Source organism: Nocardia sp. NPDC004340 (genome assembly GCF_053602575.1).
Genome location: NZ_JBSGDW010000002.1, coordinates 443,866 through 463,071, shown reverse-complemented (window position 1 = coordinate 463,071; position 19,206 = coordinate 443,866). Strand labels below are relative to the sequence as shown.

The following is a 19,206-nucleotide window of genomic DNA, read 5'->3' as shown; positions in this document are numbered from 1 at the left end:
GGCTGCTCGGTAGGCTTGCTCGGGGCAAGCAATCGACCGTCGTAGAGGATCCCGTGGCCAACCTGATCAACCTGGAAACCGTCTCCAAGAGCTTCGGCGTCAAGCCGCTGCTCGACAAGGTGTCCCTCGGGGTTCAGGAGGGGGAGCGGATCGGTGTCGTCGGCATGAACGGCGGCGGCAAGACGACGCTGCTGGAAGTGCTGACAGGTCTCGAGAAGCCCGACTCCGGACGGGTGAGCCAGGTCGGTTACCTGCGGATGGCGGTCGTCACCCAGCGCGGAGTCCTGCCCGAGGACGCGACTGTCGGTGACGTGGTCCTCGCGGGTCTGGCCGAGGATCAGCGCACCGACGGTGTCGCAGAGCACGAATGGGCGGCCAACCCCCGCATCCGTTCCGTGGTCGAGGGCATCGGCATCGCCGACCTCGGTCTGGACACCCCGGTCGCCAATCTCTCCGGTGGCGAGCGCCGCCGCACCGCGCTGGCCGCCGCCCTGGTCCGCGACCTCGACCTGCTGGTCCTCGACGAGCCCACCAACCACCTCGACGTCGAGGGCGTGCAGTGGCTGGCCGAGCACCTGATCGAACGCCGCAGCGCGCTGGTGGTCGTCACCCACGACCGCTGGTTCCTCGACACCGTCGCCACCCGCACCTGGGAGGTGCAGGGCGGCAAGGTGGAGACCTACGACGGCGGCTACAACGACTGGATCTTCGCTCGCGCCGAACGCGTCCGCCAGGCCGACGCCAGCGAGGCCCGCCGCCAGAACCTGGCCCGCAAGGAACTCGCCTGGCTGCGCCGCGGCGCGCCCGCCCGCACCTCCAAGCCGCGCTACCGGATCGAGGCCGCCGAGGCCCTGATCGCCAACGTCCCCGCCCCGCGCGACACCGTGGAACTGGCCTCCTTCGCGCGAAAGCGCCTGGGCCGCGTGGTGATCGAGCTCGAGGACGCCACCCTCGCCCTCCCGGACGGCCGGGAACTGGTGAAGGACCTGACCTGGCGGCTCGCGCCCGGCGAACGCGTCGGCCTGGTCGGCGTGAACGGCTCCGGCAAGACCAGCCTGCTGCGCGCGCTCGCGGGGGAGCGGGACCTGCAGTCAGGCAAGCGGATCCAGGGTCAGACCGTCAAGATCGGCTGGCTGCGCCAGGAACTCGACGACCTGCCGCTGGACATGCGGGTCCTGGAGGCGGTGCAGGACGTGGCGCAGCGAATGATGCTGGGCGACAAGGAGATCAGCGCCGGTCAGCTGGCCGAGCGGCTCGGCTTCACCCCGGCCAAGCAGCGCACCCCGGTCCGCGACCTGTCCGGTGGCGAGCGCCGCCGCCTGCAGCTCACCCGCATCCTGATGGCCGAGCCGAACGTGCTCCTGCTCGACGAGCCCACCAACGACCTCGACATCGACACCCTGCAGCAGCTCGAGGACATGCTCGACGGCTGGGCCGGAACCATGGTGGTCATCTCCCATGACCGCTACCTGATCGAGCGCATCTGTGACACCACCTGGGCGCTGTTCGGCGACGGCAAACTCACCAACCTGCCCGGCGGCATCGAGGAATACCTGCGTAAACGCGCCGCGCTGACCGGCGGCCCGGCCACCCAGGCCCGCTCCGCCGCCCCGGCCGCCGCCGCGAATTCCGCTGCCCCGGCCACGGATTCGGCCGCCTACCGCGCCGCCCGCAAGGAACTCGCCAAGCTGGAACGCGCGCTGGAGAAGCTCACCGACCGCGAGGAGAAGCTGCACGCGGCGCTCGCCGAAGCGGCCACCGAGCCCGACAAGCTGGTCAAGCTGGGCGCCGAATTGAAGCAGGTGCAGGCCGAGAAGGAAACCACCGAAGAGCGCTGGCTGGAACTGGCCGAAGACGCGTGAGCTCCGGCGACAACGCCTGAGCTTCAACGACAATCGCCGTTCACCCTGGTGGTGGACGGCGATTGATTGTTTGCGAACGCTGTCGAGGTCTACCCGTGCTGCTCGAGCACCTGCGGGTCCAGCGACGGAACGGGCAGGCAGGTGCGGACGAAACCCGCACCGAACGAGGTCAATTCGACGGTGCGGTAGAGCACCTTGGTGCCGAAGCTCGCCCGCTTGAGCAGCCGCCGCACTTCCGGCATGGCCTCGAGCAGCTGGTACCGGTTGGGGTTGCCCAGCGCTTCGCGGGTCACGTCGAGCAGTCCGAGCCGATCCAGATTGGCCAGGTACTCGTCGATCCGGTTGGGGTAGCGCAGGGCCGCGTCCTCGCCCAGCAGGTTGAACACGCCGCGGTAGGAGCTGCGTCCGGTCTTCACCTCGACCGCGGGCTGCGGCCCGTCCAGGTACAGGTGCCGCACGATGCGCGCCTCGTCGGGCGCGAGTTCGCCCAGGATGCGCGAGTAGGCGGTGTGGTGGTGGGTGTCGTCCTCGGCGTGGAAGTCCGCGGAGCGGCGCAGCAGTTCCGCGCCGCGGGCGCGCAGCAGCGCGGTGTGCCCGGAATCGGTTGCGGCGTCGAGGTCCTCGGGCACGGGCACGCCGAGCGCCTGCCGGACCGATTGCCGCACCTGCGCGCCGGCGTCGGAGAGGATCTCGCGCGGCGGCTGCCCGGCCATGCTGCCGCGCAGCACCACCGAGGTCACGCCGAGCGCGGTGTGCAGACTCCAGAAACTGGCCTCGACCGCCGCCGACACGGCCACCCGAACCACTCCCGTGGCGGCGCGGACCGGTCCGGCCGAACCCCGCCGCTCACTCGAATCCACCGGCACCGGCAGCGGCGCGGGCTCGCGAACAGCGATGACGGTGGAGGGATCGGCGGGATCGTCCTCACCAGAGGGGGATTCGGTCATATCCATGTGGTGGCGACTCCTGTTCCGAAGATCAGGAGGTGAGCGTAACCGGCGAAGAGCCCCAGCGCGCCGCCATGGACGAACAAAAGCCATTCGTCCTGTTTGATGGCCGAACGCAGCATGTCCACGAACTCCGGCGGGGGCAGCGCCGACATTTGTTTGGCGATGTACTCCTGCACCTGCACGCCCTGCTGCGCGTTGAACGCGGGGTCGGCGAAGGCGATGGGCGCGATGGTCATCGCCTCGTTGGTGAGGGTGTCCTGCAGGGTGTCGTACTCCCGGCTGCCCAGGGCGAACTTGACCACCGTGCGGGCCGGGCCGAGCGCGCGGTCGGCGGCCGGGCGCAGGGTGTCGGTGAGCATCTGCATGGTGCGGTCGGCGCGCGGGCCGTTGAGCAGCTCGTCGCCGATATTGGCGACGGTCATGATCTCGCTGGCCACCAGAGCCGCGTAGCCCTCGGTGATCTCGTCCTGCCGCTTGATCAGCAGGCCCTGCCGCCACGGGCACCACCACTTGGGATAGGCGGGTTCGAAGATCAGGTTGATGCCGATCCAGTTGACCACCCAGCCGATGATCACCCCGCCGACCGGCAGCACGACCAGCGACGACCAGTGCGTCCAGTGCAGGACGCCGACCAGCACCAGACCCATGGGCGCGCCGAAGTAGAAGCCGAAGTTCTGCATGAATCGCAGTTCCTTGGCGCCGAGCACCTGGAACACGGAATTCAGCATCTGCGGCCGCGCCTGGAAGTAGCGGATGGTCATGGACTTGACGTCCAGCAGCTGATCGATGTTCTTGCCGAGTTCATCGGTGAGTTCCCGGAGAATATCCGGCAACTGTTCCCGCACGCGGTTGTGGACCATCTCCCGCACACCTGTCGGCAGGTTGTACCAGAGCTGTGGATGTTCGCGTTTGAGGATGTCCTCGACAATGCTGCGGATCTGAAGATCGGCAATTTCAACAAAATGTTCAGCGAGCTTGTCCGGTTCCAGTTCGCGATAGAAATCCGCGACACTCCCGAGTTTCGCCAAGCCTTTGTCGACGGCGATGCTGGCCATCTTGTCGGCGCGCGACGGCACGATCCCCTGCCAGCCGATCCGCCCGTCGTACTGCAGCAGCGGCAGCACCTGAATCCGCTTGGGCAGCAAAGGAAACACCGCGGCCAAACCGGGCAGCCGGAATCCGTGGAACCGGATCGGCTTGAACAGCATGAGCACGCCGGTCCAGTTGGTGATATAGCCGATCACGCCCGTGAACAGCGGAATCGTGATCAATTCCAATAGGAGGGTCGGACGCACCCCGAAGACACTCTCTAGCACGCGACACCCTCCTGCCGACCCGCAACGCACCGCCGTCGGCGTTGACTACCCCATCGGCGGTTCGGACCTTACTGGCTATTCAGGAAGTGAGTCCAGCCGCAGAGTGTCTGGGTCGGAGATCTCGGTCACACTGCGCGGGCTCGATGTTCCTCTCTCTTGATGGGACCACGAGAATGGCGGAGACCACATCCATATCGTTCTCAGATCGTTCGTGTTGGGGGTCATGTGCGTCGTTACTGGGCGGACATGGACTGGGGTAACCTCGTCAGGCTCGCGGGTTCGACGTGCCCGCAGGTCCGTCGGGGGCAATAATCTGTGGACGATTCGGTTCACCTGGCGTATTCGGAGATGGACGTGGCGGAAGACAGGATCCCGGGGCAGGACGTGACCCGTCCGGGACCTCGTGCCGTGGAACGCAGTTCCGATGTGGAGCAGCGGCAGATCAGCAATGAGGCCCGCCTGATCCGCGGGGTCTTCCGGGCCGCCGGGCTGGCCGCCGGCACCGCGGTGCGGGGGACCGAGTGGGCGGTCGGCACCAGCTTCGAGATCACCAAGCAGTTGACCCAGGCCGCGCTGGACGGCGAGTCCTCGGCCGACATCGCCGAGCGCACGGGGGCGGCGCTGCGGTCGATCGCGCGTAGCGCGCTCGGTGTCACCGAGGGTTCGGTCCGCGAGATCGTCAGCTACGTACCGACTCCCATGGGCGCGCCGCAGCAGGCCATCACCAACGGCGGCGGTCTGGTCCGTTCGGGCACCACCGAGGATCTGCGCCGCCGCGGCGACGCGCTGCTGGCCCGCTCGGCCGACGTCTACTTCACCGAGGACGTGCACCCGGCCTACGACCGCATCCTCGATCAGCTCGCCCCCGACGAGGCCCGGATCCTGCGCTTCATGGCGTTGCAGGGCCCGCAGCCGTCGGTGGACGTGCGCACCAACCGGCCGCTGGGCATCGGGTCGGAGCTGGTCGTGGGGGATCTGACCTCGGTTCCGGAGCAGTCCGGCGTCCGCTACCCGGACCGCGCGCGGCACTACCTGATCAATCTGAACCGCCTCGGTCTCACTATGACCTCGGATGATCCGGTCGTTTTGTCGCGATACATGGTGCTGGAAGTGCAGCCCGTCGTCGAGCAGGCGCTGAAAAAGGCCGGTCGAGTCCCCAAGATCGTTCGAAAGAGCCTGCGCCTGACCGAATTCGGCGAGGACTTCTGCAGCACCTGCTTCACCATCAACAACTGACTCGGTATCCGGCTGATAGCGATCCGGTACAAATCCGTGCCGATTTCCTCAGGTTTCCCGCTCCTGATGGGATTGTGGAAGGTATGGATTCCGATGCCGTCGCGGCGATCAGCCGGCTGAAGTTCCGTTACCTGCGCGCGCTCGACACGAAGGCGTGGGAGGAGTTCGCCGACACCATGATTCCGGAGGCCACCGCCACCTACAGCGAGTACCTCCAGTTCGAATCGCGCGACGCCTTCCTCGCCTTCATGCGCAATACGCTGGGCCCGCACGTCATCACCGAACACCGCTGCGACCACCCGGAAATCGATGTCGACGGCGACGAGGCGACCGGAACCTGGTACCTGGCCGACACCGTGCTCATCCCCGGCCACAACATGCTCCTCCGCGGCGCGGCGTTCTACACCGACAAATACGTGCGCTGCGAGGACGGGCAGTGGCGCATCGCGCACACCGGCTACGAACGCACCTACGAGGTCGTGCTCTCGCTCTCGGACCTGCCGAGCCTGCGCCTGACCTCCAGCCGCTGGGGCCTGATCGCCCGCGATCCCGCCGACACGCCCCGCGTCGAGCCCAGCTCGGACGGCTCCGGCACGCTGGGCTGACCGCCCGCTCCCGCCCGAAGCCGACGGAGTCCTATTCCGTTCCGGCGACCAGCAGTTCGAGGGTCAGCTTCGGCATCTCCTTGGCGATGTACTGCAACCGCCACTTGTCGCTGAAGAGGGCCAGGATCGCGCCGTCGGTCCGGGTGAAGACCTCGACGCCGCGCTGCCGGCTGAGCTCCGCGGCCGATTCGGCGTCGGTGCGCCGGGCCAGCTGGAACGGCAGATGGTCGAGCTGGGTGTCGACATTGAACTCGGATTGCATTCGCGCCGTGACGACTTCGAACTGCATGGGACCGACCGCGGCCAGCACCGGCGACTGCTCACCGCGGGCGTCGTTGCGCAGCACCTGCACCACGCCCTCGGAGTCGAGCTGATCCATGGCCTTGCGGAACTGCTTGTACTTGTCCGCGGTCTTGGCGCGCAGCGAGGCGAAGTGCTCGGGCGCGAAGGACGGGATCGGCGGGAACTCGACCTTCTTGTCCACGAAGAGCGTGTGCCCCGGGGCCAGTGCGGTCGCGTTGACCAGGCCGACCACGTCGCCCGGGTAGGCGGTGTCGACGGTGGTGCGCTCGCGGCCGAAGACGGTCAGCGCGTACTTGGTGGCGAAGGGCCGCCCGGTCTGGGCGTGGGTCACCACCATGCCGCGCTCGAATTCACCGGAGACGATGCGCATGAACGCCAGCCGGTCGCGGTGCGCGGTGTCCATGCCCGCCTGCACCTTGAAGATGACGGCGCTGAACGGCGCGGTGGTGTCGCGCGGCTCGCCCTTGATGTCGGTGCGCCCGCGCGGCGGCGGCGCGAGCTCGACGAGGGTCTCGAGGATTTGGCGCACACCGAAATTCAGCATGGCGGAGGCGTAGATGACCGGCGAGGTGTGCCCGGCCAGGAACAGTTCCTGATCGTGGTCCTGCCCGGCGGCGGAGAGCAACTCGCTCTCCTCGGCGGCGGTGGTCCAGGCGTCGCCCTCGCGCTCGGCGGCCTGATCGGGGGTGTAGCTCTCCTCCGGGGCGATGGTCGCGCCACCGGCGGTGCGGGTGAAATGGATGTACTCGGTGGCCGCGCCCTCCTCGCCGCGGCGCAGCAAGCCGCGGAAGTCGCCGGCGATGCCGACCGGGAGGAACAGCGGGGTAGGGGTCAGGCCGATGCGGTCGACGATCTCGTCGAGCAGCTCCAGCGGCGCCTGGCCCGGGCGGTCCCACTTGTTGATGACGGTGATGACCGGGATGCCGCGGTCACGCGCCACCTGGAAGAGCTTGAGCGTCTGCGGTTCCAGGCCCTTGGCGGCGTCGATGAGCATGACCGCGGCGTCGACCGCGGTGAGCACGCGGTAGGTGTCCTCCGAGAAGTCGGAGTGGCCGGGGGTGTCCACCAGGTTGATGACGCACTCGCCGTACTCGAACTGCAGGGCCGTGGAGCTGACGGAGATACCGCGCGCCTTCTCCATCTCCATCCAGTCGGAGACGGTGGACTTGCGGCCCGCCTTGCCGTGGATGGCGCCCGCCTCGGAGATCACCTTGGCGTGCAGGGCCAGCGCCTCGGTCAGCGTGGACTTACCCGCGTCCGGGTGGGAGATCACCGCGAAGGTGCGCCGCCGCGCCGCCTCACCGGCCAGCCGACCGGCGGTAGCTGAGGTCGCGCTGGCAGTCGGGGAACTCACGGGGGGACTCCTTATGTGCGGACGAGGCAACCGAACCAGGGTACGCGACCGGCCCCCCGCCCCGACCGGCCGGTCCGGCCCGATGTGGCCCTCGAACCGGAGGTCAGTCCGGGTCCGGGGCGAGATGCCGGGCCACGGCCCGTCCGACCAGCGCCTCGATATCGATGCCCGGCGCGATCGCCTCGATACTGCGGTTGGAGACCACCACCGCGATGCCGTGCAGCTGGGTCCACAGGCCGAGGGCCTGTTCGCCGGCCCGCTCGTCCGCGCCGGGGCCCGCGCAGTCGGCGACCAGCTGCCGCCAGCGGTCGAACAGGGGCAGTGACCAGGTGACCCGCAGGTTCCCGCCCGCGCCCTCGAGCAGATCGTGGCGGAACATCAGGGTGAACATCTCCGGCCGCGCGGTGGCGAAGCGGATGTAGGCCAGGCAGTTCCGGCGCACCCGTTCCTCGGGCGTATCCCCGCCCACGGCGTCGATTTCCGTGCGCAGGTCCGCGTAGCCGCGGGCGGCGACCGCCGCCAGCAGCGCGTTGTGGGTGGGGAAGTGTCGCCGGGGCGCGCCGTGCGACACCCCGGCCTCGCGGGCGATCGCCCGGAGTCCGAGCTCGGCCGCGCCTACTTCTTCGAGCATGGCGACTCCGGCGGTGACGAGTCGTTCGCGCAGGGGCTCGTCTCGTTCGCGCGGGGAATCGGCGGCGGTCATATGTCACATTCTCCAGCATTCGTAGACAGTGTCTACGCCCGTCCGGTAGAAAAGTACGAGTAGACACTGTCTACGCAGTCGTCGAAACAGCGAGAGTTGGGTGGACACCATGTGGTACTGGCTCCTCAAGCACATCCTGGTGGGGCCGGTGCTGCGCCTGCTGGGGCGCCCGAAGATCGAAGGGCTGCACCATGTTCCGAAGAACGGGCCGCTGATCATCGCGGCCAACCATCTGGCCGTCGTGGACTCGCTCTACCTGTGCCTGGTGCTACGCCGCCGGGTCACCTTCATCGCCAAGCAGGAGTACTTCACCGAGGGCGGGTTCCGCGGTCGCGTCAATCGCTTCGTCATGAACGCCACCGGTCAGGTCCCGGTCGACCGCACCGGCGGCATCGCCGGATCGGATTCGCTCGCCGCCGCCGTGCGGGTGCTGGAGTCGGGCGGCATCTGGGGCATTCACCCGGAGGGCACGCGTTCGCCCGACGGCCGCGTCTACCGGGGCCGTACCGGCGTGATCCGGGTGGCCATGCAGACCGGCGCCCCGGTGATCCCGGTGGTGCTGTCGGGCACCGATCGGGTCAATCCGCGCGAGGGCCGCTTCCTGCGCCCGGCCAAGGTCAGCATCTCCTTCGGTCACCCGCGCTATTTCCTGCCCGCCGACCAGCAGGCCGTGCGCCGCGCCACCGACGAGCTCATGGCCGACATCGTCAGCCGCTCGGGTCGCCCGTACGTCGATTGCTACGCGACCACTTTCAAGCAGCGGGCGGCCTGAGAACGAGAAAACGGCCGGTTGTCCGGAATCCGATCGGGATTCCGGACAACCGGCCGTTTCGGCGTCCGGGTCAGCTCACGCGCGCGTTGGCGCTGGAGCCGGTGATGCCGAGGGACTGGAGCAGGCCGGCGGCGCTGCCCGTGTCGAGGCCGCCGGTGTTGTTGGTCGCGGCGGAGACCGTGATGTCCACCGGTCCGACGGCCGCGGTCTGACCGCCGCCGTTGAGGGTGACCGTGATGTGGTGGGTGCCCGCCGAGGTCGGCGTCCAGTTGATGGCGGCCGTGGTGGCGGTTCCGCTCGCCGGGGTCGCCGTGCCGATGGACACGGTGTTCGACCCGGTGGTGTCGAAGACGTTCGCGCTGACACTGGGCGAGCCGGTGACGACGGTGATGGTGTACGTCTGGCCCACCGTGTAGCCGCTACCCGCGACGGTCAGGCCGTTGACGGTGGTGTCCGCGGTGGCGAACGGAGCGGCGATGGCGATGGTGGCGGAGATGGCTGCGAAGCCCGCGGCGCTCAGGCCGGCCTTGCGGATGTTGGTCATAGATCTCTGTTCCTCACTCAGGAGACAAGCTATTCAGCGTGCCGATCAAACTGCCTAGCATCGGAAAGGAATCCCCGTCCCCGAAACCGGGATAAATCGCCTGCCGGCGGTGAAAACCGTCAGCCGACCGAAGCGCCGATACCGTTGGAGGTGGCGGAGCCGGTGCCCAGCGACTTGATGATCGAATCGAAGCCGCCGCCGCCCGTCGAGGGAGTGGTGGTCTTCGGCGGGGTGGTGGTGGTCGGCGGCGGGGTGCCCGGGCCGCAGTCGTTGTTGGTGGCCGAGGCGATCGGCGCGGTGAGCGCGATGGCGGCGGAGACTGCGGCGATGCCCGCGGCGCTGAAGCCGACCCGGCGGATGTTCTTCATCAAGCGTTTTCCTAACTTGGCAGACAAGCTCCTCGGCGTCCCCTCTTATAGCCCGGGACCGGGTAGGAATGGGATCGAGGGGTGGGCCGAGTGATGCGAAATACTAGTGTGTCAAATTGCCGGATACAAGGGTGGAAATCGCGGCCGCCGAGGGGGTGCGGCAAGGGCCTTCCGGCAGCGTGTTAGAGTCTTCAGGTTGTCTCGGCGAGGGTGTGGCACCTAGCTGCCCACCGTGATCGACGCGGCTCGGCCTATTCGGCCGTCCACGTTGGTCTTCGCCGACGAGCAGACCAACCACTTTGCCAGGGCGGCCCACGTCGCCTGGCGACACGCTGACATTACAGCCGGACGAGCCGTAGGGAGTAGACAGTCATGTCCGATGCCAACCTTCTCGAAGCCACCGTACGTACCGAGTTCGGTAAGGGCGCTGCCCGCCGTACCCGCCGCGACGGCAATGTCCCCGCCGTCCTGTACGGCCACAACGAGGAGCCGCAGCACCTGGCCGTGAGCGCCCAGGCGTTCGCCGCCATCCTGCGTGAGCACGGCACCAACGCCGTCCTGAACCTGGACATCAACGGCAAGAAGCAGCTGGCGCTGACCAAGTCGGTCGTCGTCCACCCGATCCGTCGCTACATCGAGCACGCCGACCTGCTGATCGTGCGTCGTGGCGAGAAGGTCACCGCCGACGTGAACGTCGCCCTGGTCGGCGACGCCGCCTCCGGCACCCTGGTCACCCAGGACGCCACCACCCTCTCCATCGAGGCCGAGGCCCTGCACATCCCCGAGTCCATCGAGGTCTCGATCGAGGGCGCCGAGGCCGGCACCCAGATCCTCGCCGGCGGCATCGAGCTGCCGAAGGGCGTCACCCTCGCCGGTGACCCGGAGGCCCTGATCGTCAACATCATCGCCGCCCCGGCCGCTGCCGCCGAGGAGACCGCAGAGGCCGCCACCGAAGAGGCCGCCGCGGAGTAACTCCCTACTCCCGCAACGGTTCTCTATGACCGAGGCAACAGCCGGGCCCGCGCTCGTGGTCGGTCTGGGTAATCCCGGATCCGAGTACGAGCGCACCCGGCACAATGTCGGTTTCATGGTCGCCGATCTGCTCGCGGAGCGGGTCGGCGGCCGTTTCACCGTGCACAAGAAGTCCGGCGCGGATCTGCTCGAGGCCCGCCTGGACGGGCGCAAGGTGCTGCTGGCCAAGCCGCGTACCTACATGAACCTGTCCGGGCGGCCCGTCGCGGCGCTGGCCAAATTCTTCTCCGTGCCCGCCACCGAGGTGATCGTCGTCCACGACGAACTCGACCTCCCCTTCGGCCAGATCCGCCTCAAGCGCGGCGGCGGCGAGGGCGGGCACAACGGGCTGCGGTCGATCTCGCAGGCCCTTACCACCAAGGACTATCTGCGCGTCCGCTTCGGCATCGGCCGTCCGCCGGGCCGGCAGGATCCCGCCGATTACGTGCTGAAGCCGTTCTCCGCGCCGGAGCGCAAAGAGGTTCCGGTGATCGTCGAACAGACCGCGGACGCGGTCGAGCTGCTGCTGCGCGTGGGTCTGGAGACCGCGCAGAACCAGCTGCACTGAGCCGCCGACCGGCTGCGCTGAGCCACCGACTACGTTGCGCCCCGGGTGATTCGATCCCCGGGGCGCTTCGCGTCTCAGGACACGTTGGTGGCCGTCGCCGAGCGGCGCAGCTTGCCGGAGGAGGTCTTGGGCAGCGCGCCGGGGCCCAGCACGGTCACGCTGCGGGGGCGCACCCCCACCTCCGAGAACACCGCGTGCACGATGTCGTGCTCGATGCGGTGCACCTCCGCCGGATCCTGGTGATCGTTGGATTCCACCACCACCGCGAAACTCTCGCGCTTCTGGCCCGCGTCGAGCCGCACCGCCACCGCGTTGCCGGGTCGAACTCCCTTGACGCGCAAGGCCGCTCGCTCGATATCGGTCGGATAGATATTGCGGCCGCCCATGATGATGACGTCCTTGATCCGGCCGCAGACGACGATATAGCCCTCCTCGGTGAAGTAGCCGATGTCGCCGGTGTCGAGCCAGCCCTCGGCGTCCTGCGCGGGGCGGAAGCCTTCGACGGTGACATAGCCGGAAGTCACCGCGGGCCCGCGCAATTCGATGACGCCGACACTGCGGGCGGGCAGCGGCTGACGCTCGGTGTCGACCACCCGGCCCTCGAGATTGTCGACCAGGTAGCCCAGGGTGGGCAGGCGGCGCACGCCCCCGTGATGGTGTTCCGAATCGCGGACCGGCACCGCCTTGCCGAGGGCCTCGAGCAGATCGGCGTCGACGACATCGAGGATCTGGCCCAGTCCCGGATCCGGGATGGAGACGGCCAGCGTGGTCTCGGCCATGCCGTAGACCGGGGTGAGGGCCGCGGGGTTGAGGCCGAAGCGCTGTCCGGCCACGGCGAGCGCCTCCATGGTGTCGGCGTCGACGGGTTCCGCGCCGTTCCACATGTAGCGCACGCTGCTCAGATCCAGCGAGCCCTCGTCGGCGTTGCGTAATCGCCGGGCCAGCAGCGAGTACGCGAAATTCGGTGCGGCGGTGACGGTTCCGCGATATTTGGAGATCAGCTCGGCCCACAGGATGGGCCGGGCCAGGAAGTCCAGCGGGGTCACGCACACCACTTCGGCGCCGAATTGCATCGGCACGCTGAGGAATCCGACCATCCCCATGTCGTGGAACAGCGGCAGCCAGCTGACCATCACGTCGTCGTCGAGCTGGAACTTCACCCGGTCGAACATGGCATAGGCGTTGACGAAGAAATTGCCGTGCGTGATCCGCACGGCCTTCGGCGAGCCGGTCGACCCGGAGGTCAACTGCTGCAACGCGATATCGTCTTCGCCCGTGGGCACCGGGTCGATGGGGTCGCCCGCGCGCATGGAGTCCAGGGTCACCACGGTGATACCGCGTTCGCGCAGTAGCGGTTCCGCGATCTCGAAGGGCGCGCCCAGGATGACCGCCCGCGCCTCGATCATGCCCAGCACCGTCTCGGTGTCGTGGGCCCACACCTCCAGATCGGTGCGCGGCGTGGGTTGATGGAGCATGGTGAGCGAGGCGCCACGCATCCACGCCGCCTGGCAGGCGGGCGCGATGTCGACCGGCATCCCGGCCAGCACGCCCACGGCGTCGCCGGGGCCGATGCCGGCGGCCGCCAGCCCGCCCGCCATACGGCGGGCGATGTCGTGGATCTCGGACCATGTCTGACGCAGTGGTGCGTCGGGCTCTCCGGTCACCAGTCCGCGCTGGGAAACGCGGGCGGTGGCATACATTTCGTCGGTGAAGCGGCTCACGCAGAACACTCCTCGAATGCCGGACCAGCATTCAAATATCCCGTGTTCGAGGTGCGCTGTTAACCGTTTTCGGGTGATCCGGTCTGGTATGTGAGGGTTCTGAGGATCTAAACGAGAGCTCGTACGGCCCCGGCGAAGCGGTCCAGATCCTCGAAGCTCACGAAGCAGTGCGGGGAGGCCCGAACCACCGAGTTCAGTTCTCGCGCCGACATATCCAGCAAGGTGGAGCTGCGGTGGCTCACCGTCACGGTGATCGACTCCGCGGCCAGCCGGTCGCGCACCCGGATCGGTTCCAGCCCGTCCAGGGTGAATGACACGATGCCCGCGTGCTGGATGCCCCGGTCGCGCACATCCACGCCGGGAATCTCGGCCAGCGCCTTGCGCAGATACTCGGCACGCTCGGCGATGGCGGCGTAGACGGCGGCCGGGCCGAGGTCGAGCAGGTACCGCACGGCCGCGCCCAGGCCCAGCCGGGCGGCGACCGAGTGCTCCCAGAACTCGAAGCGCCCGGCGTCGGGGGAGAGCATGTAGTCGTCGGGGGCGGTCCATTCGGCGCTGTGCAGGTCGAGGCGGCCGGGTTCCAGGCTCAGCGCCAGTTCTGGACGCACGTACAGGAACCCGGTGCCGCGCGGGCCGCGCAGCCATTTGCGGCCGGTGGCGGACAGCGCGTCCACATCCAGGGCCGCGATGTCGAGGGGCAGCTGACCGGCCGACTGGCAGGCGTCCAGCAGCACCAGCGCGCCGGACCGGTGCGCGATGCGGGTGGCCTCGGCGACCGGGTTCACCAGGCCGCCGTTGGTCGGAACGTGAACCAGCGATACCAGTTTCACGCGTTCGTCCATCATGGCGGTGAGCGCGTCGAGGTCGAGCTGGCCGCTGCTGTCGCTGGGGATGGCCTCGACGACCGCGCCGGTCTGCCGGGAGCGCTGCAGGGCGGCGATGGCATTGCTGCCGTAGTCCGCGCCGGAGATCAGGATGCGGTCGCCGGGGGCCAGTGGGACCGAGTAGAAGAAGTCGCTCCAGGAGCGGCTGGCGCTGTCGCTGAGGGCCAGGGCGGCGGGGTCGGCGTTGATCAGTTCGCCGATCGCCGTCTTGACGGCGTACAGGTCATCGATGCGCTCGTTGGCCGCGCGGTAGCCACCGATCTCCGCTTCGCGGCGCAGGTGGGCGATGGTGGTGTCGACGACGGCCCGCGGGGGCAACGAGGAGCCCGCACTGTCGAGAAATACCTGGTTTTCACATCCGGGGGTATCGGCCCGCAATCCAGCCATATCCAGCATGGAATCGACCATATAGCTTGCCGCGTTCTTCATTTCGTCAGATTTCTTGTCACAGTCGCTCGCTACTCTGGTTTGGGTCGTCGTTCCGATCCCCAGCGGCGACCGCATCAGACGGAGGTTGGTAATGGCTGTCACAGCGTCACCCGTCGATGTGCTGCGCAGTGGCCTGGATGTCTCGGAACCCGGCGGCGAATTCACCTCACGCGCCGCCGCTGAGGCGTATGTCGGAAAAGTCTGTTTCAAACAGGGCCCACCGTTGCTCATCGGCGCCGAACTGGAGTGGCTCACCGCGCAAGGTGAACTTTCGGCGACGAATTCGCGTCCGGACCTCACGGTTCTCGCGGACGCCCTCGGGCCGTATGCGCCGCGGTCCATTTCCCCCGATTCCCCGGCCGATCCGTTGCCGGGCGGCAGCCGGGTCACCCTCGAACCCGGCGGTCAGATCGAACTGTCCAGTGCCCCGTTCGGAACCGCCGCCGAACTGTGCGAGCGCTTACGGGCAGACACGACCAGCTTGCGGGAGCTGCTCCAATCCCGCGGTATCCGAACCATTTCCGGCGCCGCCGACGCGGTCCGGCTGCCCCTGCGCGTGCTGCAGTTGCCGCGCTACCGGGCCATGGAGGAGTCCTTCGCCGGTCTGGGCCCGTTCGGGGCCCTCATGATGTGCAATACCGCCGCCACCCAGGTCAGCGTCGACGCGGGCGCGGACCCCGCCGAGATCGCCGCCCGCTGGCGGGCGCTGTACGCGGTGGGACCGGCCCTGCTGGCGGCCTTCGCCTGCTCACCGGGCCTGCACACCGCCCCGCCGGGGGCGTGGGCCTCGCAGCGCATGCGGGCCTGGCAGCGGCTCGATCAGCTCCGTACCCGCCCGCCCGTGCAGGACTGGGCCGATCCCATCACCGGGTACGCCCGGTGGGCCCTGGACGTGCCTCTGCTGTGCGTGCGGGCCGAGGATCCGCTGGCCGCCGACTGGTCGGCCCCGCGCGGGGCCACCTTCGCCGACTGGCTGTGCGGGGCCCTGGACGAGGAGATCGGCCGCCGCCCGGACCAGGCGGATCTCGACTATCACCTCACCACCCTGTTCCCGCCGGTCCGCGCGTCCGGGCACCTCGAGGTCCGCTACCTGGACGCCCAGCCGGGCGACGACTGGTCGGTGCCGGTGCACGTCATCGACGCGCTGCTGTCGGATCCCGGAGCCATCACGGAGGCAACGGCTCTGGCCGCCGACACCGCCGACCGCTGGTCCGAGGCCGCCCGCCGCGGCCTGGCCGACCCGGACCTGCGGGCCACCGCGGTCGCCCTGCTCGACCTGGCCGTCGCCCACGCCGCCACCCGCGAGGCCGAGGCGGAGCTGATCGCCGCCGCCGACCGATGTCGCAGCGGACTGACCCCCACCGGCGTCCATTGCGGAGGCGGCGCATGACATCTCACGAATCGGGAGTCCTCTCATGACTGTTCAGCATCTGCCGGGGTCGGACCGGGCCGAGACCGAGGCGCTGCGGTCGCGGATCGCGGAGTCCCTGGAGCGGGCGCGGCGGCGGACGATCGGGCTGACCGAATGCCTCGACGAGGCCGAGCTGGTGGCGCAGCATTCGCGGTTGATGAGCCCGTTGGTGTGGGATCTCGCGCATATCGGCAACCAGGAAGAGCTGTGGCTGGTGCGCGATGTGGGCGGACGCGAACCGGTGCGGCAGGACATCGACCACCTCTACGACGCGTTCAAACACGCCCGCGCGGACCGGCCCACCCTGCCGCTGCTGGATCCGACGCAGGCCCGCGACTATGTCGGCACCGTGCGCGAGAAGGTGTGGGATGTGCTGGACCGCAGCCCGTTACGCGGTCCGGATCTGGTGCGGGACGGGTTCGCCTTCGGCATGATCGCCCAGCACGAGCAGCAGCACGACGAGACCATGCTGGCCACCCACCAGCTGCGGACCGGTGCGGCGGTGCTGTCCGCGTCGCCGACCCCCGCCGCGCGGGTGGCGGTCACCGGTGAAGTCGTGGTTCCCGCAGGCGAATTCACCATGGGCACCGACAGTGACCCGTGGGCGCTGGACAACGAGAAGCCCGCGCACCCGGTCCACGTCGACGGTTTCGCCATCGACGCCGCGCCGATCACCAACGAGCAGTACCTCGCCTTCGTCGACGACGGCGGCTACGAGCGGCCGGAACTGTGGTCCGAGCGCGGCTGGGCGCACCGGGTGGAGGCCGGGCTGACCGCGCCGCAGTTCTGGGAGCAGGACGGCGGCGGGCGTTGGTGGCGACGGGTTTTCGGCGTCATGCAGCCGCTGCGCGCGCGGCAGCCGGTGGTGCACGTGTGCTGGTTCGAGGCCGAGGCGTACGCCCGCTGGGCCGGCAAGCGCCTGCCCACCGAGGCGGAATGGGAGAAGGCCGCGCGCTTCGACGCGAGCACCGGGCGCTCCCGCCGATTCCCGTGGGGCGATGGCGATCCCACCGAGGCGCTCGCGAATCTCGGTCAGCACCACCTGGAACCGGCCGATGTCGGGGCCTATCCGGACGGCGCGTCGCCGGCCGGGGTCCATCAGCTGATCGGCGACGTGTGGGAGTGGACGTCCTCGGGTTTCGAGGCGTACCCGGGCTTCCGGGCGTTCCCGTACCGCGAATACTCCGAGGTCTTCTTCGGCGGCGACTACAAGATGTTGCGCGGCGGCTCCTTCGGCGCGGACCAGGTCGCCTGCCGCGGCACCTTCCGCAACTGGGACCACCCCATCCGCCGTCAGATCTTCTCCGGTTTCCGGCTGGCCAGGGATCTGCGATCGGACGAGCGCTGATGTGCCGTCACCTGGCCTATCTGGGTCCGCCGACCCCGGTCGGCGCGCTGCTCACCCAGGGCCCGCACTCGCTGCGCACCCAGTCCTGGGCGCCGCGGGAGATGCGCGGTGGCGGAACCATCAATGCCGACGGCTTCGGCGTCGCCTGGTGGCACCACCCCGACGCGGCGGCGCTCGACCACGGCCCCGGCGTCGTCTGGCACGGTGGCGCGACCGGCGATCCGGCGGAGAACCCGCCGCTGATCGATCCGGTGGTCAGCCGCTACCGCAATCCCGTCCCGATGTGGACCGATCCGGCCGTGGACGAGGTGCTGCCGCAGATCCGCTCGACGGCGGTACTGGCCGCGATCCGTTCCGCGACCGTGGGCATGCCCGTGGAGCGGGCGGCCTGCGCGCCGTTCGTCCACGGACGCTGGGCGTTCAGTCACAACGGCGCGATACCCGACTGGCGTGCCGTGCTGACCGCCGTGGCCGCCGAATTCGGAGCGGGGTCCCTGCTCGACGCCGAGGCGCTGACGGATTCCGGTGTGCTCTGGGTGATCCTGCGCCACTTGCTCGAGGACGGCGCGGAACCGGGTGGGGTAGTGCGGCGGGTGATGGCCGCGGTGCTGGAGCGATCACCGCGGGCGCGATTGAACTTGCTGCTGGGCAACGGGTCCGGAGTGTGGGCGACGACCTGGCATCACTCGTTGTCGCTGCTGTCGGGCGATGGCTTCGTGGTGGTGGCGTCGGAACCGTTCGACGACGATCCGCGCTGGCGGCCGATCGAGGATCGGCGGCTGGTGCGGGCGCGAGTCGGCGAAATGACGGTGGAACCACTGGATATCGAGATCGGAAGGGCTGGTTCATGACTGCGGCTACGGTGGAAATCCATCTGACGGACGAGGATTTGACGACCGCGTTGCGCGAGGACGTGCGGCGCGGGCTGACGGCGGAGTCGAAGTGGCTGCCGCCCAAATGGTTCTACGACGCGCGCGGCAGCGAGCTGTTCGAGAAGATCACCGAACTGCCGGAGTACTACCCGACCCGCACCGAGCGGGCGTTGCTGGAACGGGTGGTCGGGGAGATCGCGCGGATCGCCGGGGCCGAGGCGCTGGTCGAGCTCGGCGCGGGTTCGGCGGCCAAGACCCGGCTGCTGCTGAACGCGCTCTCCGCGGCGGGACCGTTGAAGAGCTATGTGCCCCAGGACGTCTCGGTCTCGGCGCTGCGTATGGCCGCGGACGAGGTGGCGGCGGAGTTCCCGGGTCTGGCCGTGCACGGCGTGGTCAGCGACTTCACCAACACGCTGGACAATCTGCCCGGCGGCGGCCGGCGCATGGTCGCCTTCCTGGGCGGCACCATCGGCAATCTGGTTCCGGCCGAGCGCGCCGAATTCCTGGCGGGCATCCGGGATGTGCTCGAACCCGGCGAGCAGCTGCTGCTCGGGGCGGGCCTGGTCATCGATCCGGCGGTGCTGGTTCCCGCCTACGACGATGCCGCCGGTGTCACCGCGGAGTTCAATCGCAATGTGCTGCACGTCCTCAACGCCCGCCTGGGCGCGGACTTCGTGCCGGACAAGTTCGCGCACGTCGCCCTCTGGGACGCCGAGAACGAGTGGATCGAGATGCGGCTCGAGGCCACCGAGGCCATGACCGTCCGCATTCCCGAACTCGACCTCACCGTCGATTTCGCGGCGGGCGAGCAACTGCGCACCGAGATCTCCGCGAAGTTCCGCCGGGAGGCGCTCGACAGCGAGCTGGACGCCGCCGGATTCCGCACCGAGCACATCTGGACCGACCCGGACCAGCGGTTCGCCCTGGTGCTCGCCGAACGCCGGTAGGC

Annotated in this window: 18 protein-coding genes; 10 read left to right on the top strand and 8 right to left on the bottom strand. The window is 68.8% G+C overall.

Annotated elements, in window-relative coordinates:
• Positions 1-53: 53 nt before the first annotated feature.
• Positions 54-1,862, top strand: coding sequence for an ATP-binding cassette domain-containing protein (locus ACWEOI_RS09695; RefSeq protein WP_433668361.1), 1,809 nt, complete (start codon positions 54-56; stop codon positions 1,860-1,862).
• 89 nt (positions 1,863-1,951) lie between these two features.
• Here ACWEOI_RS09695 and ACWEOI_RS09690 read toward each other — a convergent pair whose 3' ends face one another.
• Positions 1,952-2,815, bottom strand: a complete 864-nt coding sequence (locus tag ACWEOI_RS09690; protein WP_433668359.1) for an Abi-alpha family protein — start codon at positions 2,813-2,815, stop codon at positions 1,952-1,954.
• Complete coding sequence (locus ACWEOI_RS09685; protein ID WP_433668358.1) at positions 2,806-4,128, bottom strand: hypothetical protein; 1,323 nt, start codon at positions 4,126-4,128, stop codon at positions 2,806-2,808. The genes ACWEOI_RS09690 and ACWEOI_RS09685 overlap by 10 nt, the downstream gene beginning before the upstream one ends.
• A gap of 348 nt (positions 4,129-4,476) precedes the next feature.
• On the opposite strand from ACWEOI_RS09685, the gene ACWEOI_RS09680 reads away from it, so the two are divergent.
• On the top strand, positions 4,477-5,364 hold the full coding sequence (locus ACWEOI_RS09680) for an Abi-alpha family protein (RefSeq protein WP_433673484.1): 888 nt from the start codon (positions 4,477-4,479) through the stop codon (positions 5,362-5,364).
• An 83-nt stretch (positions 5,365-5,447) separates the two neighbouring features.
• Positions 5,448-5,969, top strand: a complete 522-nt coding sequence (locus ACWEOI_RS09675; RefSeq protein WP_357280429.1) for a nuclear transport factor 2 family protein — start codon at positions 5,448-5,450, stop codon at positions 5,967-5,969.
• A gap of 31 nt (positions 5,970-6,000) precedes the next feature.
• Here ACWEOI_RS09675 and ACWEOI_RS09670 read toward each other — a convergent pair whose 3' ends face one another.
• A complete protein-coding gene (locus ACWEOI_RS09670; protein WP_452359381.1) occupies positions 6,001-7,626 on the bottom strand; it encodes a peptide chain release factor 3 in 1,626 nt (541 codons plus the stop codon).
• Between the two features lie 103 nt (positions 7,627-7,729).
• Entirely contained in the window at positions 7,730-8,329 is a 600-nt protein-coding gene (locus ACWEOI_RS09665) for a TetR/AcrR family transcriptional regulator (RefSeq protein ID WP_452359380.1), read from the bottom strand.
• A gap of 109 nt (positions 8,330-8,438) precedes the next feature.
• Here ACWEOI_RS09665 and ACWEOI_RS09660 point away from each other — a divergent pair, with 109 nt between their 5' ends.
• On the top strand, positions 8,439-9,101 hold the full coding sequence (locus ACWEOI_RS09660) for a lysophospholipid acyltransferase family protein (protein ID WP_452359577.1): 663 nt from the start codon (positions 8,439-8,441) through the stop codon (positions 9,099-9,101).
• Positions 9,102-9,171: 70 nt separating this feature from the next.
• On the opposite strand, the gene ACWEOI_RS09655 is transcribed toward ACWEOI_RS09660, so the two are convergent.
• Positions 9,172-9,645, bottom strand: coding sequence for a hypothetical protein (locus ACWEOI_RS09655; protein ID WP_452359379.1), 474 nt, complete (start codon positions 9,643-9,645; stop codon positions 9,172-9,174).
• A gap of 119 nt (positions 9,646-9,764) precedes the next feature.
• A complete protein-coding gene (locus ACWEOI_RS09650) occupies positions 9,765-10,013 on the bottom strand; it encodes a hypothetical protein (RefSeq protein ID WP_357092029.1) in 249 nt (82 codons plus the stop codon).
• A gap of 372 nt (positions 10,014-10,385) precedes the next feature.
• Between ACWEOI_RS09650 and ACWEOI_RS09645 the strand changes: the two genes are divergently transcribed.
• A complete protein-coding gene (locus tag ACWEOI_RS09645; RefSeq protein ID WP_433668349.1) occupies positions 10,386-10,985 on the top strand; it encodes a 50S ribosomal protein L25/general stress protein Ctc in 600 nt (199 codons plus the stop codon).
• 25 nt (positions 10,986-11,010) lie between these two features.
• Positions 11,011-11,592 (top strand): aminoacyl-tRNA hydrolase, encoded by a 582-nt coding sequence (pth, locus tag ACWEOI_RS09640; protein ID WP_357092023.1) that lies wholly within the window; start codon positions 11,011-11,013, stop codon positions 11,590-11,592.
• 74 nt (positions 11,593-11,666) lie between these two features.
• Here pth and ACWEOI_RS09635 read toward each other — a convergent pair whose 3' ends face one another.
• Positions 11,667-13,313, bottom strand: coding sequence for a fatty acyl-AMP ligase (locus ACWEOI_RS09635; RefSeq protein WP_433668347.1), 1,647 nt, complete (start codon positions 13,311-13,313; stop codon positions 11,667-11,669).
• A gap of 107 nt (positions 13,314-13,420) precedes the next feature.
• Entirely contained in the window at positions 13,421-14,593 is a 1,173-nt protein-coding gene (locus tag ACWEOI_RS09630) for an aminotransferase class V-fold PLP-dependent enzyme (RefSeq protein ID WP_452359378.1), read from the bottom strand.
• A 124-nt stretch (positions 14,594-14,717) separates the two neighbouring features.
• On the opposite strand from ACWEOI_RS09630, the gene egtA reads away from it, so the two are divergent.
• The 4 genes from egtA to egtD are packed head-to-tail and all read left to right on the top strand — an operon-like array spanning position 14,718 to position 19,204.
• Positions 14,718-16,016: an ergothioneine biosynthesis glutamate--cysteine ligase EgtA gene (egtA, locus tag ACWEOI_RS09625; RefSeq protein WP_452359377.1), complete on the top strand. Its 1,299-nt coding sequence runs from the start codon at positions 14,718-14,720 to the stop codon at positions 16,014-16,016.
• A 25-nt stretch (positions 16,017-16,041) separates the two neighbouring features.
• Positions 16,042-17,385 carry an ergothioneine biosynthesis protein EgtB gene (gene egtB, locus ACWEOI_RS09620; RefSeq protein ID WP_452359376.1) on the top strand — a complete coding sequence of 448 codons (1,344 nt, stop codon included), beginning with the start codon at positions 16,042-16,044 and terminating at the stop codon, positions 17,383-17,385.
• Positions 17,385-18,236 (top strand): class II glutamine amidotransferase, encoded by an 852-nt coding sequence (locus ACWEOI_RS09615; protein WP_433668339.1) that lies wholly within the window; start codon positions 17,385-17,387, stop codon positions 18,234-18,236. Before egtB ends, ACWEOI_RS09615 begins: the two co-directional genes overlap by 1 nt.
• On the top strand, positions 18,233-19,204 hold the full coding sequence (gene egtD / locus ACWEOI_RS09610; RefSeq protein ID WP_452359375.1) for an L-histidine N(alpha)-methyltransferase: 972 nt from the start codon (positions 18,233-18,235) through the stop codon (positions 19,202-19,204). The genes ACWEOI_RS09615 and egtD overlap by 4 nt, the downstream gene beginning before the upstream one ends.
• The last annotated feature ends 2 nt before the right edge of the window (positions 19,205-19,206 follow it).

Coding starts and splice junctions, on each gene's coding strand:
- egtA (WP_452359377.1), top strand. CDS start 14,718: ATGGCTGTCACAGCGTCACCCGTCGATGTGCTGCGCAGTGGCCTGGAT.
- ACWEOI_RS09615 (WP_433668339.1), top strand. CDS start 17,385: ATGTGCCGTCACCTGGCCTATCTGGGTCCGCCGACCCCGGTCGGCGCG.
- ACWEOI_RS09645 (WP_433668349.1), top strand. CDS start 10,386: ATGTCCGATGCCAACCTTCTCGAAGCCACCGTACGTACCGAGTTCGGT.
- egtD (WP_452359375.1), top strand. CDS start 18,233: ATGACTGCGGCTACGGTGGAAATCCATCTGACGGACGAGGATTTGACG.
- pth (WP_357092023.1), top strand. CDS start 11,011: ATGACCGAGGCAACAGCCGGGCCCGCGCTCGTGGTCGGTCTGGGTAAT.
- egtB (WP_452359376.1), top strand. CDS start 16,042: ATGACTGTTCAGCATCTGCCGGGGTCGGACCGGGCCGAGACCGAGGCG.
- ACWEOI_RS09655 (WP_452359379.1), bottom strand. CDS start 9,645: ATGACCAACATCCGCAAGGCCGGCCTGAGCGCCGCGGGCTTCGCAGCC.
- ACWEOI_RS09675 (WP_357280429.1), top strand. CDS start 5,448: ATGGATTCCGATGCCGTCGCGGCGATCAGCCGGCTGAAGTTCCGTTAC.
- ACWEOI_RS09690 (WP_433668359.1), bottom strand. CDS start 2,815: ATGGATATGACCGAATCCCCCTCTGGTGAGGACGATCCCGCCGATCCC.
- ACWEOI_RS09630 (WP_452359378.1), bottom strand. CDS start 14,593: ATGCTGGATATGGCTGGATTGCGGGCCGATACCCCCGGATGTGAAAAC.
- ACWEOI_RS09665 (WP_452359380.1), bottom strand. CDS start 8,329: ATGACCGCCGCCGATTCCCCGCGCGAACGAGACGAGCCCCTGCGCGAA.
- ACWEOI_RS09650 (WP_357092029.1), bottom strand. CDS start 10,013: ATGAAGAACATCCGCCGGGTCGGCTTCAGCGCCGCGGGCATCGCCGCA.
- ACWEOI_RS09680 (WP_433673484.1), top strand. CDS start 4,477: ATGGACGTGGCGGAAGACAGGATCCCGGGGCAGGACGTGACCCGTCCG.
- ACWEOI_RS09660 (WP_452359577.1), top strand. CDS start 8,439: ATGTGGTACTGGCTCCTCAAGCACATCCTGGTGGGGCCGGTGCTGCGC.